Annotated in this window: 19 protein-coding genes and 1 tRNA gene; 15 read left to right on the top strand and 5 right to left on the bottom strand. The window is 51.0% G+C overall.

The genetic code is table 11. The features are described from left to right. The 3 genes from OEL57_RS17050 to OEL57_RS06200 form a co-directional block, all read right to left on the bottom strand. On the bottom strand, positions 1-148 hold a 148-nt coding region (locus tag OEL57_RS17050; protein WP_414718504.1), incomplete at its 3' end, for a rhodanese-like domain-containing protein. 123 nt (positions 149-271) lie between these two features. Beyond that, positions 272-682, bottom strand: coding sequence for a rhodanese-like domain-containing protein (locus OEL57_RS06205; RefSeq protein ID WP_300738612.1), 411 nt, complete (start codon positions 680-682; stop codon positions 272-274). A gap of 70 nt (positions 683-752) precedes the next feature. After that, a complete protein-coding gene (locus tag OEL57_RS06200) occupies positions 753-1,046 on the bottom strand; it encodes a hypothetical protein (protein WP_300738610.1) in 294 nt (97 codons plus the stop codon). Between the two features lie 289 nt (positions 1,047-1,335). Here OEL57_RS06200 and OEL57_RS06195 point away from each other — a divergent pair, with 289 nt between their 5' ends. The 10 genes from OEL57_RS06195 to OEL57_RS06150 all read left to right on the top strand — a co-directional run bounded on the left by OEL57_RS06195 (position 1,336) and on the right by OEL57_RS06150 (position 11,674). Then, on the top strand, positions 1,336-2,457 hold the full coding sequence (locus tag OEL57_RS06195) for a hydrogenase small subunit (protein ID WP_300738608.1): 1,122 nt from the start codon (positions 1,336-1,338) through the stop codon (positions 2,455-2,457). Between the two features lie 3 nt (positions 2,458-2,460). Next, the gene (locus OEL57_RS06190) at positions 2,461-4,161 is read left to right on the top strand and encodes a nickel-dependent hydrogenase large subunit (RefSeq protein ID WP_300738606.1); all 1,701 of its coding nucleotides are present in this window, start codon (positions 2,461-2,463) and stop codon (positions 4,159-4,161) included. A gap of 158 nt (positions 4,162-4,319) precedes the next feature. Beyond that, entirely contained in the window at positions 4,320-5,030 is a 711-nt protein-coding gene (gene cybH / locus OEL57_RS06185) for a Ni/Fe-hydrogenase, b-type cytochrome subunit (protein ID WP_300738604.1), read from the top strand. Between the two features lie 53 nt (positions 5,031-5,083). Beyond that, entirely contained in the window at positions 5,084-5,542 is a 459-nt protein-coding gene (locus OEL57_RS06180) for a HyaD/HybD family hydrogenase maturation endopeptidase (RefSeq protein ID WP_300738602.1), read from the top strand. 100 nt (positions 5,543-5,642) lie between these two features. Continuing rightward, entirely contained in the window at positions 5,643-6,965 is a 1,323-nt protein-coding gene (rmuC, locus tag OEL57_RS06175) for a DNA recombination protein RmuC (protein WP_300738600.1), read from the top strand. A gap of 123 nt (positions 6,966-7,088) precedes the next feature. Beyond that, on the top strand, positions 7,089-8,300 hold the full coding sequence (locus tag OEL57_RS06170) for a GGDEF domain-containing protein (RefSeq protein WP_300738598.1): 1,212 nt from the start codon (positions 7,089-7,091) through the stop codon (positions 8,298-8,300). After that, a complete protein-coding gene (locus tag OEL57_RS06165; RefSeq protein ID WP_300738596.1) occupies positions 8,278-8,805 on the top strand; it encodes a tetratricopeptide repeat protein in 528 nt (175 codons plus the stop codon). Before OEL57_RS06170 ends, OEL57_RS06165 begins: the two co-directional genes overlap by 23 nt. Before the next feature lie 26 nt (positions 8,806-8,831). After that, complete coding sequence (locus OEL57_RS06160; RefSeq protein WP_300738593.1) at positions 8,832-9,551, top strand: fatty acid desaturase CarF family protein; 720 nt, start codon at positions 8,832-8,834, stop codon at positions 9,549-9,551. A gap of 44 nt (positions 9,552-9,595) precedes the next feature. Next, positions 9,596-11,161, top strand: coding sequence for a murein biosynthesis integral membrane protein MurJ (gene murJ / locus OEL57_RS06155; protein WP_300738591.1), 1,566 nt, complete (start codon positions 9,596-9,598; stop codon positions 11,159-11,161). 6 nt (positions 11,162-11,167) lie between these two features. Beyond that, on the top strand, positions 11,168-11,674 hold the full coding sequence (locus tag OEL57_RS06150) for a methylated-DNA--[protein]-cysteine S-methyltransferase (RefSeq protein WP_300738590.1): 507 nt from the start codon (positions 11,168-11,170) through the stop codon (positions 11,672-11,674). A 282-nt stretch (positions 11,675-11,956) separates the two neighbouring features. On the opposite strand, the gene mazG is transcribed toward OEL57_RS06150, so the two are convergent. Next, positions 11,957-12,748, bottom strand: coding sequence for a nucleoside triphosphate pyrophosphohydrolase (mazG, locus tag OEL57_RS06145; protein ID WP_300738589.1), 792 nt, complete (start codon positions 12,746-12,748; stop codon positions 11,957-11,959). A gap of 102 nt (positions 12,749-12,850) precedes the next feature. Here mazG and OEL57_RS06140 point away from each other — a divergent pair, with 102 nt between their 5' ends. The 5 genes from OEL57_RS06140 to OEL57_RS06120 all read left to right on the top strand — a co-directional run bounded on the left by OEL57_RS06140 (position 12,851) and on the right by OEL57_RS06120 (position 17,974). Further along, positions 12,851-13,972, top strand: a complete 1,122-nt coding sequence (locus OEL57_RS06140) for a GAF and HD-GYP domain-containing protein (RefSeq protein WP_300738588.1) — start codon at positions 12,851-12,853, stop codon at positions 13,970-13,972. 110 nt (positions 13,973-14,082) lie between these two features. Further along, positions 14,083-14,159 (top strand) — tRNA-Pro (locus tag OEL57_RS06135). A 101-nt stretch (positions 14,160-14,260) separates the two neighbouring features. Next, a complete protein-coding gene (locus OEL57_RS06130) occupies positions 14,261-15,202 on the top strand; it encodes an AAA family ATPase (protein WP_300738587.1) in 942 nt (313 codons plus the stop codon). Positions 15,203-15,303: 101 nt separating this feature from the next. Continuing rightward, the gene (locus OEL57_RS06125) at positions 15,304-16,062 is read left to right on the top strand and encodes a DUF58 domain-containing protein (protein WP_300738586.1); all 759 of its coding nucleotides are present in this window, start codon (positions 15,304-15,306) and stop codon (positions 16,060-16,062) included. Beyond that, entirely contained in the window at positions 16,049-17,974 is a 1,926-nt protein-coding gene (locus OEL57_RS06120; protein WP_300738584.1) for a DUF3488 and transglutaminase-like domain-containing protein, read from the top strand. Before OEL57_RS06125 ends, OEL57_RS06120 begins: the two co-directional genes overlap by 14 nt. 18 nt (positions 17,975-17,992) lie before the next feature. Here the strand turns inward: OEL57_RS06120 and malQ are convergent, their stop codons facing one another. Then, positions 17,993-19,474 (bottom strand): 4-alpha-glucanotransferase, encoded by a 1,482-nt coding sequence (gene malQ / locus OEL57_RS06115; protein ID WP_300738583.1) that lies wholly within the window; start codon positions 19,472-19,474, stop codon positions 17,993-17,995. Positions 19,475-19,538 lie beyond the last annotated feature (64 nt).

The following is a 19,538-nucleotide window of genomic DNA, read 5'->3' as shown; positions in this document are numbered from 1 at the left end:
CAATTGGCGCGCCTTTAAATGATGGCCAGTTTGCTTCCTGATATTTATCCAGATTTGCAGTGGGCAGGCTCAATGCGCGGGGGATATGTGCGGCAGCAAACTTGTCAGCTGACCGCAGATCAAGTAACAGGATGTTGGCGTCTTTCACATGCTTAGGAGAAGATACAAAAGGCAGTTCCGCTTTTGCCCAGGCAGGGTCACCACCTGAATATACCTTTACATTGGTGTAGCCATTTTTTGCTGCCAGACCGGCAGCTTTGATGGAGAACGGTCAGGTGGGGCCTCCGCACCAGAATATGGCCAGTTTGTTCTTGTCATCTCCTAGACGTGATGCAACCTTGCCTTCTTTGTTAAGCTTCTCCATTTCAGCATCTGTCAGATGCTGTGATGTCGGGATGGTTGCGGCGTTGAAACGTCCAGCTGGTCGGCTGTCAAATAACAGGTAGTTGCCTGCTTCTGATCCTTTGTCTACCAGTGCCTTCAGGGCTTCAGTACTGATGACGGTAACTCCTTTGGGCATTACCGGGCCTGCTGGTTTTTTTACTTCCTGTTTCGGTGCTGTTGCTACAGTTTGAGGTGCTGGTGCTTCGCTTTTAACCTCTGGTCCGGTTTCACAACCGGCCAGCATGGTTACAGCAAAAAGCGTGGCAAAGCTTACGGCAATTCTGTTACGGATGCTCATGATAGCTCCTTTCGGTATGTTTCTTCAGGTCGAATTGACATGAAGAGTGTGTGGTTAGCTTTACAGGCGCTTAAAGGTATAAAATAAGGCTTTGGTTATTCTGTGGGGGGACGAAAATATCAAAAAAAACAGTTGGTAGCGTGAGTGCTCGATTTTCTGGTTGGATGAAATATGTATTGAGCAAAGGGAGATGAGGTGCTTGGAGAAGCGGCTCAAAAATAAATTCTGTACAGAGCTCATCGGAATGGATCTGTTGCTTTTCTTCAAGGAGGTCTTTTTCAATTAATGCAGTAACTTTTGAAAAATCGTTGTAATGCGCTGAAATGTTATAACAATAGGCAGCTGTTGCGATAGAAATCAGCAAGCTGCAAACCATTGCCAAGAAAAAAATATGCTGTCTCGTGCTCTGCATGGGATCTGAGTATACATAAACCGCTAAGAACGTCAAATTTATGCTAAAAATCTCATATATCTATATTAGGGGCATATGCGATCTGTTTGGGCTTTGTGAATGATGTTTATTTATGTTGTTGCTTGCATAAAATGTATTGAGCGATATAATAGAAACATTGTTTTTACTCATTGTTGACATCACGAGGTGGCCGTTACTTATATACTGTTAATGCAGGACGTACCAACCAGAGGGGGTGCCCATGGACAGAGAGGGAAAAGAGAAGCAAAAAAAGGAAGGTTTCTCAGTTGCCAGGATGCTTGAAGAACGGGGAGTCTCGCGGCGTGATTTTCTGAAATTCTGTTCTACTGTCACTGCTGCTATGGCATTACCTGCCACCATGGCACCCAAGGTTGCTCAGGCCTTGGACAAAGTACAACGTCCCCCTCTGGTCTGGCTTGAATTTCAGGATTGCTGCGGTGATACCGAAGCGCTGTTGCGTTCAGCCAACCCAACGGTTGGGGAATTGGTACTTGATATCCTTTCCGTTGATTACCATGAAACCATCATGGCGGCAGCCGGTCATCAGGCTGAGGCCAACCTTGAAAAGACGGTTAAGGAGTTTCAGGGTAAGTATCTCTGCGTGGTAGAAGGTTCCATCCCGATGAAAGAGGGGGGGGCTTATGGCTGTGTTGGTGGCAAGTCACACCTGGCCCGGGCCAGACAGGTCTGCGGTTCTGCTGCAGCCACCATTGCGGTGGGCACCTGTGCCAGCTATGGCGGCATTGCTGCTGCTGCTCCCAATCCCACCGGTGCCGTTGGGGTCAAAGAGGCGGTGCCCGGTGCAACCGTGATAAACCTGCCTGGCTGCCCGTGTAATGCCGATAACCTGACCGCTGTAGTAGTTCATTTTCTCACCTTTGGTAAGCTACCCAGTCTTGACAGCCATGGTCGTCCCCTGTTTGCCTACGGCAAGCGGATCCATGACAACTGTGAACGTCGTCCCCACTTTGATGCCGGTCAGTATGTTGAGCATTGGGGTGATGATGCCCACCGCAAGGGGCACTGCCTCTACAAGATGGGCTGCAAAGGCCCGGCTACCTTCCATAACTGTCCCACCCAGCGTTTTAACGAGAAAGTCAGCTGGCCGGTTGCTGCCGGTCATGGCTGTGTTGGCTGTTCCGAACCTCAGTTCTGGGATACTTCTCCACTCTATCGCCGTCTGCCCAATGTACCTGGCTTTGGTATTGAACAAAATGCCGACAAGATCGGGCTTGCCTTTGCAGCCGGTGTTGGTGGTGCTTTTGCCATCCATGGTGCCATGAATGCTCTACGCAAGGACAAGGATGGTGCTTCCGAGAACCAGAAAGACGGGGAGGAATAGCATATGGCCAAGATAGTCGTTGATCCGATTACCAGAATAGAGGGGCATCTGCGCATCGAGGCCGAGATCGAAGACGGTAAGATCAAGGATGCCTGGAGTTCCAGTACCATGTTCCGCGGTATTGAGAAGATCCTGAAAGGCCGTGATCCCCGCGATGCCTGGTACTGGACCCAGCGTTTCTGCGGGGTCTGTACCACTGTGCATTCCATCGCATCTATCCGGGCAGTTGAGGATGCGCTCAAGATTAAGATCCCGCCCAATGCCCAGCTGATCCGAAATATTATCATCGGCATTCAGGGGGTACAGGATCATGTGATTCATTTCTATCACCTGCATGCCCTGGATTGGGTGGATATCACCTCGGCACTCAAGGCTGATCCGGTAAAGACCGCCAGTCTGGCTGCTTCCATATCTGATTGGCCCAACAACTCGGCCACCCATTTCAAGGCGGTGCAAGAGAAGCTGAAGGCCTTTGTGGGTACCGGGCGCTTGGGTCCCTTTGCCAATGCCTACTGGGGGCACCCTGCCTACAAACTGCCGCCTGAGGCCAACCTGATGGCAACAGCCCATTACCTTGAGGCGTTAGAGTGGCAGAAAGAGGTCATCAAGATTCACGCCATTCTGGGCAGCAAGAACCCCCATCCGCAGACCTTCCTGGTGGGGGGGATGTCGATCCCGGTTGATCCAGATTCCCAGAACGCCTTGAATGCTGACAAGCTGATCACCATCAAGCGTCTTTTGGCCAAGGCCCAGGATTTTGTTGAAAAGGTCTACATCCCGGATCTGTTGGCCATTGCCTCGTTCTACAAGGATTGGGCAGCCATTGGTGGCGGCGTGGGTAACTTCCTTTCCTATGGTGAATTCCCTGATCCAATCAGTGGTAACCTCTGGTTCCCGCCAGGGGCTATCATGAACAAGGATATCTCCAAGGTGCTGCCGCTGGATCAGCAAAAAGTGACAGAGTACGTTGATCATTCCTGGTATGAATATCAGGATGGCCAAGGCAAGGGGTTGCATCCCTGGAAAGGTGAGTCAGAAGCCAAGTATACCGGGCCAAAACCACCCTATGAGTTCCTTGATACGGATAAGAAATATTCCTGGGTCAAGGCACCCCGCTATGATGAAGCCCCTATGGAGGTTGGCCCCTTGGCCCGTATTTTGGTGGCCTACGTGGCGGGACACAAAGAAAGTAAGGCAGCAGTTGATCTGGTGCTGGGCAAGCTGGGAGTTGGACCGGCAGCCCTGTTCTCTACCCTGGGGCGTACCGCAGCACGGGGAATCGATGCCCTGCTGATTGCCCGTCAGACACCGGTCTGGCTGGATGCGTTGATTGCCAATATTGGTAAAGGTGATTATCGGATTCATGCCAATGAGATGTGGGATCCCAAGACATGGCCTGCCGAGGCTTCAGGCTACGGCTGGCATGAAGCACCCCGTGGCGCGTTAGGACACTGGATCAAGATCAAGGATCAGAAGATTTACAACTATCAGGCTGTGGTGCCCTCAACCTGGAACGCCTCTCCACGGGATGCTAAAGGGCAGCGTGGCCCCTATGAATCTGCTTTGGTGGGTACACCGGTTGCCAAGCCTGATCAGCCACTGGAGATCCTGCGCACCATCCACTCCTTTGACCCCTGCCTGGCCTGCGCCGTGCATGTTACTGATGCCACCGGCAATGAACTGGTGCGGGTCAAGGTCTCCTAGGAGGCTGTTAAAAACTACTGCGGAGCCCGTCTACTGCGTTGCGCGGTGCTCGCTCTTTCGTCTAACTATACGTTATGTCTCAGTCGCTGCGCGACCTACGCCTTGTAGCCGTGCTTCCTCATAACGTTTTCAATAACCTCCTAGGAAAGGGGGCTGCCATGAGTGATAAGAAGTTTAAACAGTATATCTGGGAGCTGCCGGTACGCTGGTGTCACTGGGTTAATGTGCTTTCGATTGTGGTGCTGGCTGCCACAGGTGTATTGATCGGTAATCCCGTCTTTATTGGCAGTTCGACCGATGCCTATCTGATGGGCTGGATCCGCTTTATCCACTTTGTATTTGCTTATGCCTTTCTGGTCAGTGTTATAACACGCATGATCTGGACCTTTACTGGCAACTGCTATGCAGGCTGGCGGGAGTATTTTCCGTTTATGGGAGCAGCCGGGCGGGCAGAGATGAAAGAGGTGTTTGACTATTACACCTTCCGCAGCAAGCATCCACCTGAGACCACCGGGCACAATCCCATGGCCGCTACTGCCTACTTCGGTGTATTCTGTCTGTACTGGTTTATGATCCTGACCGGTTTTGCCATGTATGCCGAACATGCCCCTGGTGGAACCATGCACAGCCTGCTGAAGCCGGTCTATGTACTTATGACCACCCAGACAATGCACCTGTATCATCACCTGGTCATGTATCTTATTTTCGGTTTTGTGATCAACCATGTGTATAGTGCCTGGTTGATGGATATCAAAGAAAAGGGCGGGGAAATATCCAGTATGTTCAGTGGTTACAAGTTCACCACCAGTCCCTATGCGGTCTGTAAAAGCCGACTCTGGGATTTCTTTCCATGGAAGAGCAAAAAATAGAACGGTTGAAACGGGGTGGGTGACCACCCCGTTTCATTTTGGAGGAGTGAGGTATGTCACACACATTGGTGCTTGGTCTGGGCAATACCATCATGTCTGATGATGGCATTGGCCCCAAGGTGATTGAGCAGTTGCAGCAAGCTGCTGGTCTGCCGGAAGGCGTAACGTTGCTCGATGGCGGTACTTTGGGACTGGATCTGCTGCCTCACCTTGAAGGGGTGCAGCGCCTGATTATTGTGGATGCCGTTGAGATCGGCAAGGCACCGGGAACCTGTGTGCGTCTGGCAGGTGATGACGTGCCAATGGCCCTTGAAACCAAGCTCTCACCCCATCAGATGGGAATGAAAGATCTCTTGGCCGTGGCCCGCTTGATGGACCAGCTGCCGGATGAGATTGTGCTGATCGGCGTACAGCCAGCCTGTCTTGAGATGGATACAGAGCTGACGCCAGAGGTTGCGGCAGCCATGCCAGCCCTGCTTGCCATGGTTCAGGCCGAGCTATCTGGTAACTGAGCTAGTTCCTGTCAGAACCATACTGGTTTCCGCTTGTTACCCCTCTATCTGCTCTGGTATAACCTTATAACTATCATAGAACCATAAGGAACCAGCTGTCATGCCTGAACTGTTGTTGCCTGCCCTGATTATTACCCTGCTGATCATCACCATAATCCTGCTGGTAAAGGTCTCCCGCATGGGTGGAGAAAGCCTGGAACCCCGCCTTGCCTCACTTGAGCGGATGCTTGAACGTAATGAGCGTACCCTGCGCGAAGAGTTGGCCCGGGGACGGGAAGAGGCCCAGACCCTTGGACGTCAAGGACGGGAGGAAAGCATTGGTGCAATGCAGACCCTGGGGGACGGCCTGCTGAAGCGGATGAGCGAACTGGCAGGCTTACAGAAGAGCCAGTTGGATATCTTTGCTGATCAACTGAAGAACCTGACTAGCACCAATGACAGCCGGATGGAAAAACTGCGGGAAACCCTGCAGACCAGGCTGCAAGCTATCCAGGAGGATAATGCTAAACAGCTGGAACAGATGCGGGTTACGGTTGATGAAAAGCTGCATGATACCCTTGAGAAACGGCTGGGTGAATCATTCAAGCTGGTAAGTGATCGCCTGGAGCAGGTTCAAAAAGGATTGGGCGAGATGCAGACCTTGGCCAACGGGGTAGGGGACCTGAAGCGGGTGCTGACCAACGTCAAGACCCGGGGCACCTTTGGCGAGGTACAACTTGGGGCTCTGCTGGAGCAGGTGCTGGCTCCGGGCCAGTATGCTGCCAATGTGGAGACCCGCAAAGGCAGTGGCCAACGGGTTGAATTTGCCCTGCGTCTGCCGGGGCGTGACGGCACAGAGGGGAGTGTTGTCCATCTGCCGCTGGATGCCAAATTTCCCCAGGAAGATTATCTGCGTCTGGTTGAGGCTCAGGAGCGTGCTGATGCAGTAGCAGCAGAGGAGGCAGGCAAACTGCTGGAGCGGGCTATCCGTCTGGCTGCAACCGATATACGTGATAAATACCTTGATCCACCCCAAACTACTGATTTCGGGATCATGTTCCTGCCCACCGAAGGACTGTATGCCGAAGTTCTGCGTCGCCCCAGTCTTGCTGATGCCCTGCAGCGTGATTTAAAGGTGCTGGTGGCCGGTCCTACCACTCTTGCTGCTCTGCTTAACTCTCTGCAGATGGGGTTTCGTACCCTGGCCATTGAAAAACGCTCGGCTGAGGTCTGGAATCTGCTGGGTGCTGTACGGACTGAATTTGGCAAGTTTGGCGAGATGCTGGACAAGACCAGCAAAAAACTGCAGGAGGCCGGTAACCATATCGAAGCAGCTGCCACCCGTACCCGCCAGATGGAGCGCAAGTTGAAGAATGTACAGGCCCTGCCCAGCAGTGAGGCACAGTCGTTATTGGGTATTGATGGCGTGCATGATGAAAGCTAAAGGAACTACGACCTGATGCTGAGCTTTCGCTTGACTTTGGTTCAAAAAATGATTTTGAGTTTTGCTGTAAGTGGTGTTTGTCTGACAGCTGCTCTTGTTTATGCCTTGGCAGGTCTTGATGCCATGCATCGCGTGGAGGAGGAGTTTGCCCGTAAAGATTTGGCTGCCGTTACCATGACCATAGGTCTTCGTGATGCAATTCTTGCTCAGGAGCGCGCACTGGGCAAATATCTGATTCTCAAGGAGCCGGTTTTCAGGGATGTTTTTGATAGGAATGAGCAGCAGTTCAATAACACACTGTTTTCATTCAAGCATATTTACCAGGGAAACAAACTGAGGGAGTTGGAGACCACCTACCGGGTCTATCATCAGGCCGCCCAGAAGATCTTTGCAGGCAATACTGCAGTTGTCCCTGCAATGAAACAATCTGCAGAGCGTATAGAGAAAATCATTGCTGAGATCCGGGATGAACAGCAGGAAAGCCTGGTGTACAAGCTTAAAATAACTGACGAACAGGAGACCAGGACCGTCAGACGTTCAATTTCTCTCGCAGCGGTCGGTGTTGTACTTTCATCGCTGATTGCTGTTTTGCTGATCTTCTCCTTTGCACGATCAATCGGCAAGCTACAGAAGGCCACCCATCGTATTGCTGAAGGGGAGTTTGATTACGATCCGGAGATTCCGCCGGGTGATGAAATCGGTACCCTGGCCAAGGATTTCAGACGCATGGCACTGCGGTTGAAGGAGCTGGAACAGATCAGTCTGGATGCCAGTCCGCTTACCCGCTTGCCGGGCAATATTGCCATTGAACGAGCCATACATCAGCGTCTGGCCGGTACGATACCTTTTGCAGTCTGCTATCTGGACCTGGATAATTTCAAGTCGTACAATGACCGCTATGGGTATATCAAGGCCAGTGATCTGATCAGAGAAGCGGGCAGGGTGATCTACGATGCCGTGCATGGACTGCAAGAGCCTCAGGCCTTTGTCGGGCATATCGGAGGCGATGATTTTGTGGTCATTATCTCTGCCGGCGAGGCTGAAGCGGCGTGCCAGGCCATCATTCATGCCATTGACGCACTGATACCTGATTTTTATTCGGCTGAAGACCGGCTTAAAGGGGCCATTGAAGGGATTGATCGTTACGGCGTGCAGCGGGTCTTTCCCTTGATTTCCATTTCAATCTCTGCGCTGGTCTGCACTCCCGGCAGTTGTGGCAGCGCTGCCGAGATTGCTACAGCTGCTGCCCAACTGAAGGATCAGGTCAAGAAGGAGACAGGGAGTAACTACTGTATAGTCAGAAGGGGGGCAGATGATGGGACTGTCCTGGGGTAGATGGATACTGACCATCTGTGTTTTGCAACTTTGTAGCGGCTGTATGCTGTTTAACCAACACCATACCGATTCTGATGTTTCCGTGCCTTCCCATGAACGGCAGTTTGCCGGTGCCTTACAGCTTTTGCGCCAGGGTAATGAACAGGGGGCGCGGGAACTGCTGGAGCAGGTTGTTGTGGCTCCCGGACTGCCTGGGGTGACGGATGATGCGCTTTTCAGGCTTGCCTTGCTGAGGTTGCGAGACGGGGGTGAAAAAGGGGGACAGGAGGGCTACAGTCTGTTGACCCGGCTGGCAAAAGAATATCCTGACAGCATCTGGACCCACCAGTCTGCTGCATTAACCAGTTATCTTTCGTCAACCCAAAAACTTTTTGAGAAACAGCGCGAGACCAAAACACTGCGAGATCTTAATCTTTACCTCAGTCGGGAAAACAAGGAACTTCGGCTCAACATGGAAAAGCTTAAAAATCTTGATCTGGAGCTGGAGCAAAAGCGCAGGCGTTAGGCCAGGCGTCTGTAGGACACAAACTGATGTCTCAGATTTCTTGCAAACAGCAGCAGTTTAACGCAGCCATGCAGCGCTATACCAGTTTACAGCGGTATCAGGTGTTCAGTATCCTGGTGGCCGTTGCCAATCTGTCTCTGCAGTGCTGTCTGCTGTTCCATGTTTGGCGCTACTCCATCGGTGCTGTTTGGCAGATACTGGCCATTCTGGCGGCATTTCTGGTCACTGATTTCATTAACGGATTGGTGCATATGTTCATGGACAATAATGACCGGTATGAGTCTCTTGCAGGGCCGTTGATTGCCAATTTTCACCTGCACCACAAAACCCCCCAGTACAAAAAACGCAATCTGCTGGCAGTCTATTTTACGGAAACCGGATCAAAGGTCTGGCTGGTTGGGTATCTTACATTTGTCTGCCTGTCAGCTGTTTTTTTCAGGCCCCCTTCGTTGGTCCTGTTTGTTCTGGTTTATGTGGGTATTCTGTCATCTGTTGCCGAGGTATCCCACTATCTGTGTCACAGTTCCACTTCCACTGTTTCACGACTACTTGCTACTTTCGGTATTCTGCTTTCAAAGCGGCACCATGCCCAGCATCATCTGCAGGATAATACCAGCTATGCCTTTCTTAACGGTGTAACCGACCCGTTGCTTAATCTGATAGCCGCATATATCTATAAGGGGTATAAGCAGACCACCGATCTGCATTATGCAGCCTATACTGCCACTGAGACCGCAGGCCGCTGAAAATAAGATCATCCAGTAGAGTGTTGTGAGAGGAAACAGGTCATATGTCTGAAAAGAAGGGTATTCTGAAGGCTGCCGGAATATTGGGTAGTGCTACCATACTGTCCCGTGTGATGGGAATGGTGCGGGATGTCGTGGTGGCACGCCTGTTTGGTGCCGGCATGGTAACCGATGCCTTTTTTGCTGCCTTTCAGATTCCCAATATGTTGCGTCGCTTCTTTGCCGAAGGGGCCCTGACTGCGGCCTTTGTGCCAACATTTTCAGAAACTTTGGTGCAGGAGGGGGAGGAAAGGGCGCGGGAACTGGCAAATCTCTGCTTCACTCTGCTGACCATCGTGGTTTCATTGATTACGCTGCTGGGAATCCTGTTTTCTCCTCTGATTATCAAGCTGATGTTTCCTGGTTTTATGGCGGTACCGGGCAAGTTTGAGCTGACCGTGCTGCTGAACCGGGTCATGTTTCCCTATCTCTTTTTTATCTCGCTGGTGGCACTGTGTATGGGGATTCTTAATACGGTGCGTCACTTTTTTACCCCGGCCATTTCAACGGTATTCCTGAATATTGCCATGATCCTGGCTGCCTTGCTGTTGCGTCCTTTTTTTCAGTACCCGATCACTGCCCTGGCAGTGGGGGTACTGCTGGGGGGACTGATTCAACTGCTATTGCAGCTGCCGGTGCTCTGGAGCAAAGGCTTTCCAATCCGTCCGCAATTCGGGCTTAATGATAAGAAAGTCAGGAAGATAGCGCTGCTGATGTTGCCTGCCACGTTAGGTGTTGGGGTCTATTATCTTAATATTACGGTTGGAAATATTCTGGCTTCCCTGCTGCCGCAAGGTTCGGTCTCCTATTTGTACTATGCTCAGCGCCTGTTTGAATTCCCTCAGGGCGTCTTTACTGTATCGATTGCTCAGGCTGTACTGCCTGCCATGAGTCGTCAGGCCGCCGAAGGTGATCTTGAGGCCATGAAGGATTCACTTAACTACGGAGTGCGGCTGACCCTGTTTGTGACCATTCCGGCACTTGTTGGGCTTGCAGTCTGTGCAGTGCCTTTAATGACAATGTTGTTCATGGGGGGGCAGTTTGATTACAGCATGGCACAGCAATCGGCGCGCGCCTTGGTCTATTACTCGGCTGGCCTTTCCTGCGTAGCTCTGGTGCGGGTGCTGGCGCCGGCTTTCTATGCCCTTAAAGACACTAAAACTCCAGTTATTACTGCATTTATATCTTTTGTGCTGAATCTTGGTTTCAGTCTCTGGCTTATGGGACCACTTAAGCATGGTGGGCTGGCCCTTGCATCGTCTCTATCTGCCTTAGGTAACATGCTCCTACTGTTCTGGCTGCTACGTCGAAAAACGGGTCTGTTGGGTGGCAGAAGGATGCTGCGCACTGCTCTGTCAGCAGTTGCTGCGTCTTTGCCAATGGGGTTGGTTGCCTGGTGGATGACTGGGCTGCTTGACTGGTCTTTATCTGGGCATAAGCTGCTTAAGGCGGCAGGATTAAGCGGTGTGGTGCTTTCTGCATTGCTGACATATGGGCTATTCAGTCGACTGTTCCGTTCAGAAGAGGCCAGCGAATTTCTGGGGTTGGTGAAAAAAAAGCTGCGGAGGTAGCCTGTCATGTCTGTCTGTCATGTTGTGCGCTATGTGACAAATCTGGGACCTGGTGCAGTGGCTGTAACTGAACAGGGAGTCTGCCGTGTCTGGTTGCCGGGTGATGATCTGTCTGATATTGACAGGATAGCCACTGGTGACTCTGAACTTGCTAAAAAGGCGGCTAAACAGTTGGAGCAGTACTTTCAGGGCTGTTTGCAACGGTTTGATCTGCCTGTTGATATTTCGCTGCTTACGCCATTCCGGCAGCAGGTGTTGCAACTAACCATAAATATTCCATACGGCAGTGTCAGTACCTATGGTCAACTTGCGAAAGAAGTTGGATCTCCTCACGCTGCTCGCGCGGTTGGTGGTGCCTTGGGTGCCAATCCTGTTCCTGTTATAATTCCCTGTCATCGGGTAGTGGCATCAAATGGAGCCTTGACCGGGTTCAGCGGTGCAGGTGGTATTTTGATGAAAGAAAATTTATTGTCTCTGGAAGGTGTTGATTTCAGGGCATTCAAAAAAGTCTGATTTTTGACAGTTATGAACAGCATTTTTTTAGAAAAAACTGCTTTATTTCTCTTGACACAAAAAAACGTTGAAATATCGACATGCTGACTCTGTAGACGGCTTAAGTGGTTGTAATCACAATTAAAATATAATGATTAAAAAATAGGCAATTGGCAAAAATTGCTTGTAAGAATATTACTTTTCTGTTTCATCCACAATACTATCCACAGTTTTTCCACAGTTTGTGTGGATAAGGATTCAACCTGCTGAAATCCTTCCATACAGTCGGCTATTGCAAGTGGTTCACTGTGCATTCTCCCTTGTTTTTGCTTCAGCCCATAATGCTTCCATCTCATCGAGGCTTGCATCCTGAAGGTGACGTCCGGTGGCATGCAGGCGATCTTCAATATGACTGAACCGGTTCTGGAAGCGTGCAATGGTCTTGCGAAGCGCTTCTTCCGGGTCCAGCGAAAGGAAGCGTCCCAGGTTAACAATGGCAAACAACAGGTCGCCAAGCTCGGCTTCCATACGGTCCTGACGCCCCTGTTCCATGGCCTCTTCAAATTCGTGCAGTTCTTCAATGACCTTGGCCATGACCTGGTCCACATGTTCCCAGTCAAAACCAACCCTGGATGCCTTTTCAGATATTTTATGGGCCTTCATAAGCGCTGGCAGGTGAGGGGGGATACCGGACAGGGCTGAGCGACGCTCATCACCTTTTTCCTCTTTTTTGATCTTTTCCCAGTTTGCGATCTGGGCTTCACTGTCTTTAATCTCCTGATCACCAAAGACGTGGGGGTGGCGACGGATCAGTTTGTCAGCCAGGGTTGCCAATACGTCGTCCATGGTAAAGGCACCACGCTCTTCTGCAATGGCAGCATGGAAGACAGGTTGCAGCAACAGGTCTCCAAGTTCTTCCTTCAACAGCTCATCAGAGCCGTTGTCAATTGCTTCCAATACCTCATAGGATTCTTCAAGCAGGTATCGCTTCAGGCTTTCATGGGTCTGTTCCGCATCCCACGGACATCCGCCCGGTGCACGCAGCCGTCGCATAATGGTCATGATCTGGTGGAAATACTCTGAGTGTGTGGTCATTCGTATAAGCTCCTGTTCCCGGTTCTCAGCTTGACACGTTGAGTGATAATGGTAGAAATGAATACGTACACTATCATGGTTGATTTTAAAAGGTACAGGTCCATGGCTCCAATCAGTCAAAAAACAGAATCATTAACCGCGACCTCTCTACGCTCGTTAATGGAGCTTGCTTCTTTGGTGAATTCATCGCTTGATCCTGCTGAGGTGAGACGTCTGGCGGTAGAGGCGGTGCCTCGCTGTGTGGGTGCTGATGCAGCCAGTTTACTGCTGTTGGATGATGAAACCGGCGAACTGTATTTTGAGGCGGCAAGCGGTGTGAAGGGGCAGTGTCTGAAAGAGGTTCGGTTAAGGCCCGGGGAGGGGATTGCCGGTTGGGTGGCTCGCAAAGGTGGTGCGGTGATTGTGGATGACGTGAATTCGGATCATCGTTTTGCAGCGGATGTTGACCGGTTTACTGGCTATGAAACCAGAAATATGATTGTGGCGCCAGTGGCAACCAAGGAAAAGGTGTGGGGTGTGTTGCAAGTGCTGAATAAACAGTCTGGTAATTTTACTGATGATGACCTGGAACTGGTACAGGCCCTGGCAGATCAGGTTGCCATTGCCATTGAAAATGCCTCCATGTATCAAGAGATGCGCTTGACTTTTCTGGGTGTTACCACCGCCCTGGCCGAGGCTTTGGAACAGCGAGATCCCTATACCGGTGGTCATACCAGGCGGGTGCATGAGTATTCGGTTTTAATTGCCAGTCACCTGGGGTTGCCTCAGGATGAGATGGATACTCTGCGTCTGGCTGCAATTATGCATGATATTGGTAAGATCGGTGTTTCTGATCAGGTTCTGCGTAAGCCGGGGCGTCTGAATGAAGAAGAATTCAGGGAGATGAGTCGCCACCCTGAAGCCGGTGTGGATATTATTGAGCACCTACCCCAGCTAGCACGGGTGGTGCCGGGGGTTTTGTATCACCACGAGCAATATGACGGGACCGGTTACCCCCATAAGCGCCAGGCAGAAGATATCCCGTTACACGCTAGAATCATTGCTGTGGCTGATGCCTTTGATGCCATGACGTCAGATCGTCCTTATCGAAAGGCACTCGGTATTGATGCTGCTTTTGCAGAACTTGAGCGTTGTTCTGGGCAACAATTTGATCCGCAGTTGGTTGGAATTTTTAAACAGGCATGGCTTAGTGGCGAACTGCAACTGTCCACTAAAGAGGAATAGTCACTGATAATAGATTGACGACAGATAGAGGCTTATGCTAGATAGAAAAACTCTTCGCTCGTTTTAGGAGGGGTGGTTGGATGTACAAAACGAAATCAGGAATATGATTTCGGTGCGTAGCGCAGCCTGGTAGCGCACTAGACTGGGGGTCTAGGGGTCGAAGGTTCGAATCCTTTCGCACCGACCATATAAAACAGGGACTTAACCAAATTGGTTGAGTCCCTGTTTTCGTTTGAGGTACACTGTTTATATTTTTGCAGGGTACATACTTGGATAGTTGAGGATACTGTGGATATTTCTCCTACTGTTAAACCCGTTTCTGTGCTGGTTAATACGTTGTGTAGCCATCATCTTCAGGGTAAAGACGAGGTGGTGCGTCTTGCGGTGATCGCCATGCTTTCCGGTGGTCATATCCTGATTGAAGATCTGCCTGGTCTGGGCAAGACAACCATCGCCCTTGCCCTTGCCGGGGCCACCGGTCTTTCCTTTGGCAGGGTGCAATGCACCAGTGATCTCCTGCCAGCCGATATCACAGGGCTGTCAGTGTTCAATCGGAGTGAAGGGAATTTCAGCTTTATCCCAGGCCCAATTTTCAACAATATTGTGCTTCTGGACGAGATCAACCGTGCCATGCCCCGTACCCAGAGTGCCATGCTGGAGGCGATGGAGGAACGCCGGGTAACCGTTGAAGGTACTACCCATCAGCTTCCTGATCCGTTTATGGTTTTTGCCACACAGAACCCTTCTGACCAGAGTGGCACGTTTCTTTTGCCTGAGTCGCAGCTTGACCGCTTTTTAATCTGCACCGGCATCGGGTATCCACCTGAGGAGCTTGAGCGTTCGATAATTTCTACTGGTGGTATCAGAGAGCGGATAGCCGGGATAGCGCCACTGGTATCAGTCAGCGAGATTCTGCCCGCCCGCCGGACGGTCTCTCAGGATATCTATCTGTCCGACAAGGTTATCGGGTATATCCATGCCCTGGTCAAGGCCACCCGTAACCATCCATTGATTCAGATCGGGCTTTCTACCAGGGCCGCCATAAGTCTGGCTCAGGCTTCCCGTGCAGCGGCATTTTTGGCTGGTCGTAGCTATGTAGCGCCTGATGATGTTAAAGGCATTGCCAGTGCGGTCTGTGCCCACCGCCTGGTAATAAGGGCAGGGCAGACAACTGACAGAGGAGAACTGCTACGGGAGATCATAAGCAGCATACCGCTTCCTTTGGTCTAAGGATCAGCAAGGCCGGAGCCCTCTATATCGTTATCACCATTCTGCTCGGGTTCTCTGCCGTTAATACCGGCAATAATCTCCTGTTTTTGGTGGTTGCGGGGATGCTTGGTTTTATGGTTGTTACCGGCTATGCCGGAATGATCAATATCAAGGGTATTATTCCTCTGCTGTTACCACCTGAAGAGCTGTTTGCTGGTAGTCCCGGACGTTTTAAGCTGTTGTTGCATAACGATAAACAGCGTATCCCTTCATTTCTGCTGCAGATTGAACTGCCTGGCGGTAAGGTTATGGTTCCATTTATCGGGGCAGGTCAGCATCTTGAAACCACTATTGAACTTACTTTTCCTGAGCGTGGCAGGCATTCTGTGGGGCTGATCCGGGTCAGCTCTCCCTTCCCGGTAAATTTTTTCACTCGCTTCTGGAGTTTCCAGCTTGATCTGTCGTGCATTGTCTATCCTCGCCCTGTTCCGGTCGGTCTGGACAGAGATGTTGAAGATTCTAAAAAATATGGAAGCAGGGTGTACCGAAGCCGCGGTCTGGATGGTGAGTTGGAGAGTATCAGGGATTATTCCGGGACAGAGCCACTACGCGCGATTCACTGGAAGCTTTCAGCCCGTAGCGATGATCTGCTGGTCAAGGAGTTTGGCCGTCAGTCTGCGCCTCCTTTGATAATCAAGCCTGAAGCATTGCCGGGAGTTGATGATGAAGAGAAGTTATCACATGCTGCCTGGCTGGTAACACAGCGGGTTATGGTACAGCCGGTGGGTCTGAGTCTTAACGACCGGATTATCCAGCCAGCTACAGGTCGTCGTCACGGCGCTTGTCTGTTGACAGAATTGGCTCTCTATGGTCACCTCTAGCAGACTGGTTACCATCCTTTGCTTTGCCATTGCCATTGCAGGTGTTATCCCGATTTTTGCCTGGCTTGAGTTATCTCCACGTCTGGTGTTTGCCGCAGGGCTGCTAATTGGCATCCTGCAAGAGTTTAAGGGCCGTTGGCACCTGAAAAACTGGCAGTTTAACCTGATCTTGGTACCTGTTTTTATCTGGTATACCCTGCAGTACAGCAGCAGTAACCCGATCCATCCGGTGGTGAGTGTGCTGGTAATCATGCTTGCTGCGCGCTTGGCTGGTGAGAAAAGTATCCGCAACCTGATGCAGGTCAATCTGCTGGCCCTTTTCTGTCTTGCCTCCAGATCGCTCTTTGATCTGAGTCCCTCGTTTCTTGTCTGGCTGGCTCTACTGCTGCTACTTGTTCCTGTTTCTCTGGTCCTGTTGACGTTTCATGCCCAAGACGGTGCTCTAACGTTCACCCGCAAGGAGGTGCGCCGAGTGGCCCTGTCTGCGCTGCTCATGACGTTGCTCACTCTGCCTGCCATGGCTATACTGTTTCCGATCCTGCCGAGAACCGCCTTCCCGCTCTGGACGTTTTTAAATCAACCGACTTCCGGTTCAACCGGCATGAGCGACAAGGTGGAGCCAGGAGCTGTAGCAAGTATGGCCGAATCAGCGGCTTTGGCATTTAGGGCAGAAATGGAGCAACAGACAACCCCTCCGTACTGGCGTGGTACTGTATTCAATACTATTCAGAACAGTCGTTGGAGTCGTAATCCATCAGTGCCCAGTGAAACCAGTGTTCCTGCAGGAAAACAGGTCTCCCAGATCATTTATCCAGAACCATCGGCATCCAAAATTCTGATTGGCCTTGATGCTGCTGCAGAGGTTGCATTACCGTCTGTACGGGTCTCACCTGATGCCGTTTTTGACTATCCAAGGGGTCTTGGCAAGCGGGTAGGGTATAAGGTCAGATCAGGTACAGGTGGTCTGCTCCGTACCAGTAAAATGATCAATCTTAATTTTTACCTGCGTCTACCTGCAGAGTTGTCGCCACAGATACGGCAATTGGCAGAGCAGATTAAAAAAACAGGGAAAACAGATCAAGAACGGCTTGAACTGGCTGAACAGCATTTTCTGAATGGCGGTTACCGCTATAGTCGGGAAGGGCTGCCAACGGGCAAAGATGCTATCCATCAATTCTTGTTTGTCTCAAAGCAGGGGCATTGTGAGTTTTTTGCTTCATCTCTGGCCTTGCTGCTGCGTACTGCCGGCGTGCCGGCACGGCTTGTCGGGGGGTATCTTGGCGGAGAATATAATCAGATTGGAGGTTACTATCTGGTCAGGCAGGATGCTGCCCATGTCTGGGTAGAAGCATATATTGCAGGCAAAGGCTGGGTGCGGACCGACCCGAGCCGTTTTGCAACAAATGCCGGGGCAGTCTGGAATATTAAACAAAAACTGAGCCTGGCTGCACGATTGAGATTGCTGGCTGATACCCTGGACTATCGTTGGAATCGCAGTGTTGTTAGTTATGATTTTGAACGTCAAGTCAGTCAACTGCGCAGTGCAGGCAGTAAATTGCAGACCTTGGAGCAGGCAATAAAATCACGCTGGAGGTGGGCGCTGCTAGTCGTTTCTGGCCTGCTGCTGCTGTTTTTATTACGCACGCTACGTCTGCACAGGTTCTGTTGTAATCAGGAGGAGCAACTGCTCAGGCGTTTCAGGCAGGTGCTGAAAAAGAGGTTCGGGGAAACGCTTGTAACTGAAAATAAAGGCCTGTTTGAGATTGCAATTGCAACTAACGATGAACAGGTGCAACAGTTTGCTGTAATCTACGCAGCTGCTGTATATCAGGATAGAAAACTTGTCCGTGATGAGGTTCGGCAGCTTTCCAAGTTGCTTGATCAATTGGCTGAAGCAGATAAAATCTGCTAATTATTTGATATTAGCTCGCTACCCTCGGCCATACCGCTTTAGCAGTCGGGCGTAGTGCTCAGCTAATCCCTGTTTTAGCTGAGCTGGTTGATAGCGCCAGCTCCAGTTGCCCAGTGCAATTCCTGGCTGGTTCATGCGTGCTTCCGTTGGTAGTTCCAATAAATCCTGCATCGGTATAATGGCTGTTTGTGCAACTGACATCAGCGCCACCTTGATCAGATCCTGAACCGGTTCTGTGCCGGCAAGGCCAAGATAGTCATACATGCGGTTGGTGGTTTTGGCAGGCAGGGTAGTAAACCAGCCTTTGGTGGTGTCATTGTCATGGGTGCCGGTGTAAACCACGCTGTTTGGCAGGTGATTATGGGGCAGGTACGGGTTGGCAGCATCTGAATCAAAGGCAAACTGCAGAATCTTCATGCCAGGCAGGTTATAACGGTCCCGCAGTGCCTCAACCTCCGGTGTGATAACCCCCAGGTCTTCAGCAATAAATGACAGCGTACCAAGCGATGCCTTCACTGCATCAAAAAAAACGGCTCCCGGACCAGGCACCCACCTGCCGTGGGCAGCAGTTTTGGCGGTTGCCGGCACATGCCAGGCAGCTTCAAAACCACGGAAATGATCGATCCTTACCTGATCAAACAGTTCAAACATCTGGCGGAACCGGGCGATCCACCAGCCATAACCCTGCTGGGCCATCGCCTCCCAATCGTAGAGTGGATTTCCCCATAACTGGCCGGTGGCGCTGAAATAATCCGGTGGCACACCAGCAACAACAGTTGGCTTGCCCTTGTCATCCAAAAGAAACAGGCCCTGATTACACCAGACATCCGCTGAATCATGGGCAACAAAGATCGGCAGGTCACCGATAATGGCAATGCCACGTTCTGCTGCTGCATGTTTGGTCTGCTTCCATTGACGGTAAAACTGCCATTGCAGATATTTCTGTACGCCGATCTCCGCGCCAAATTTCACTGAAGCCTGCTGAAGTGCTGCAGGCATACGTAGCATCAGCTCTTTGGGCCAACGGTGCCAGGGTTTGTTGTGGTAGTGCTGTTTCAAGGCTTTAAACAGGGCATAGTCATGCAGCCAGTAGGTGGTGTCACAAAACTGCCAGAACTCCTGCAGACGCGGCGTTTGGCCCTGGCTGAAAAAGTTCTCGGCAGCATCACGCAGCAGGGACTCTTTCCAGGGAATTACCTGGTCAAAATCAACGTGGTCACGGGGGAAGTTGTTCTGGATTGCCTGTGGTAAGAGATCACCTTCATTAACCAGCTGGTGCAGATCAATCAACAGATGGTTTCCGGCAAAGGCTGAGTAGGCTGAGTAGGGGGAATTTCCGGCAGCAGGGGGAGTTAGTGGCAGAACTTGCCAGAGCGAAAATTTTGCCTGGGCAAGAAAATCAAGAAAATTGACAAGTTCATCTCCAAGGGTGCCGATTCCATCCGCTCCTGGAATTGATGTTGGATGAAGCAATACACCTGCATGTCTTCTGGCTGTCATTCAACCACCTCGTCATAACATAGTTTCTATTTGAATTACCCAATTTGTACGCTATAGTCAAACC

It is taken from the genome of Trichlorobacter sp., from assembly GCF_030247655.1.
GTDB lineage: Bacteria > Desulfobacterota > Desulfuromonadia > Geobacterales > Pseudopelobacteraceae > Trichlorobacter.
Note: the sequence above shows the minus strand (reverse complement) of the source record. Positions and strands in the feature narration are given on the sequence as shown.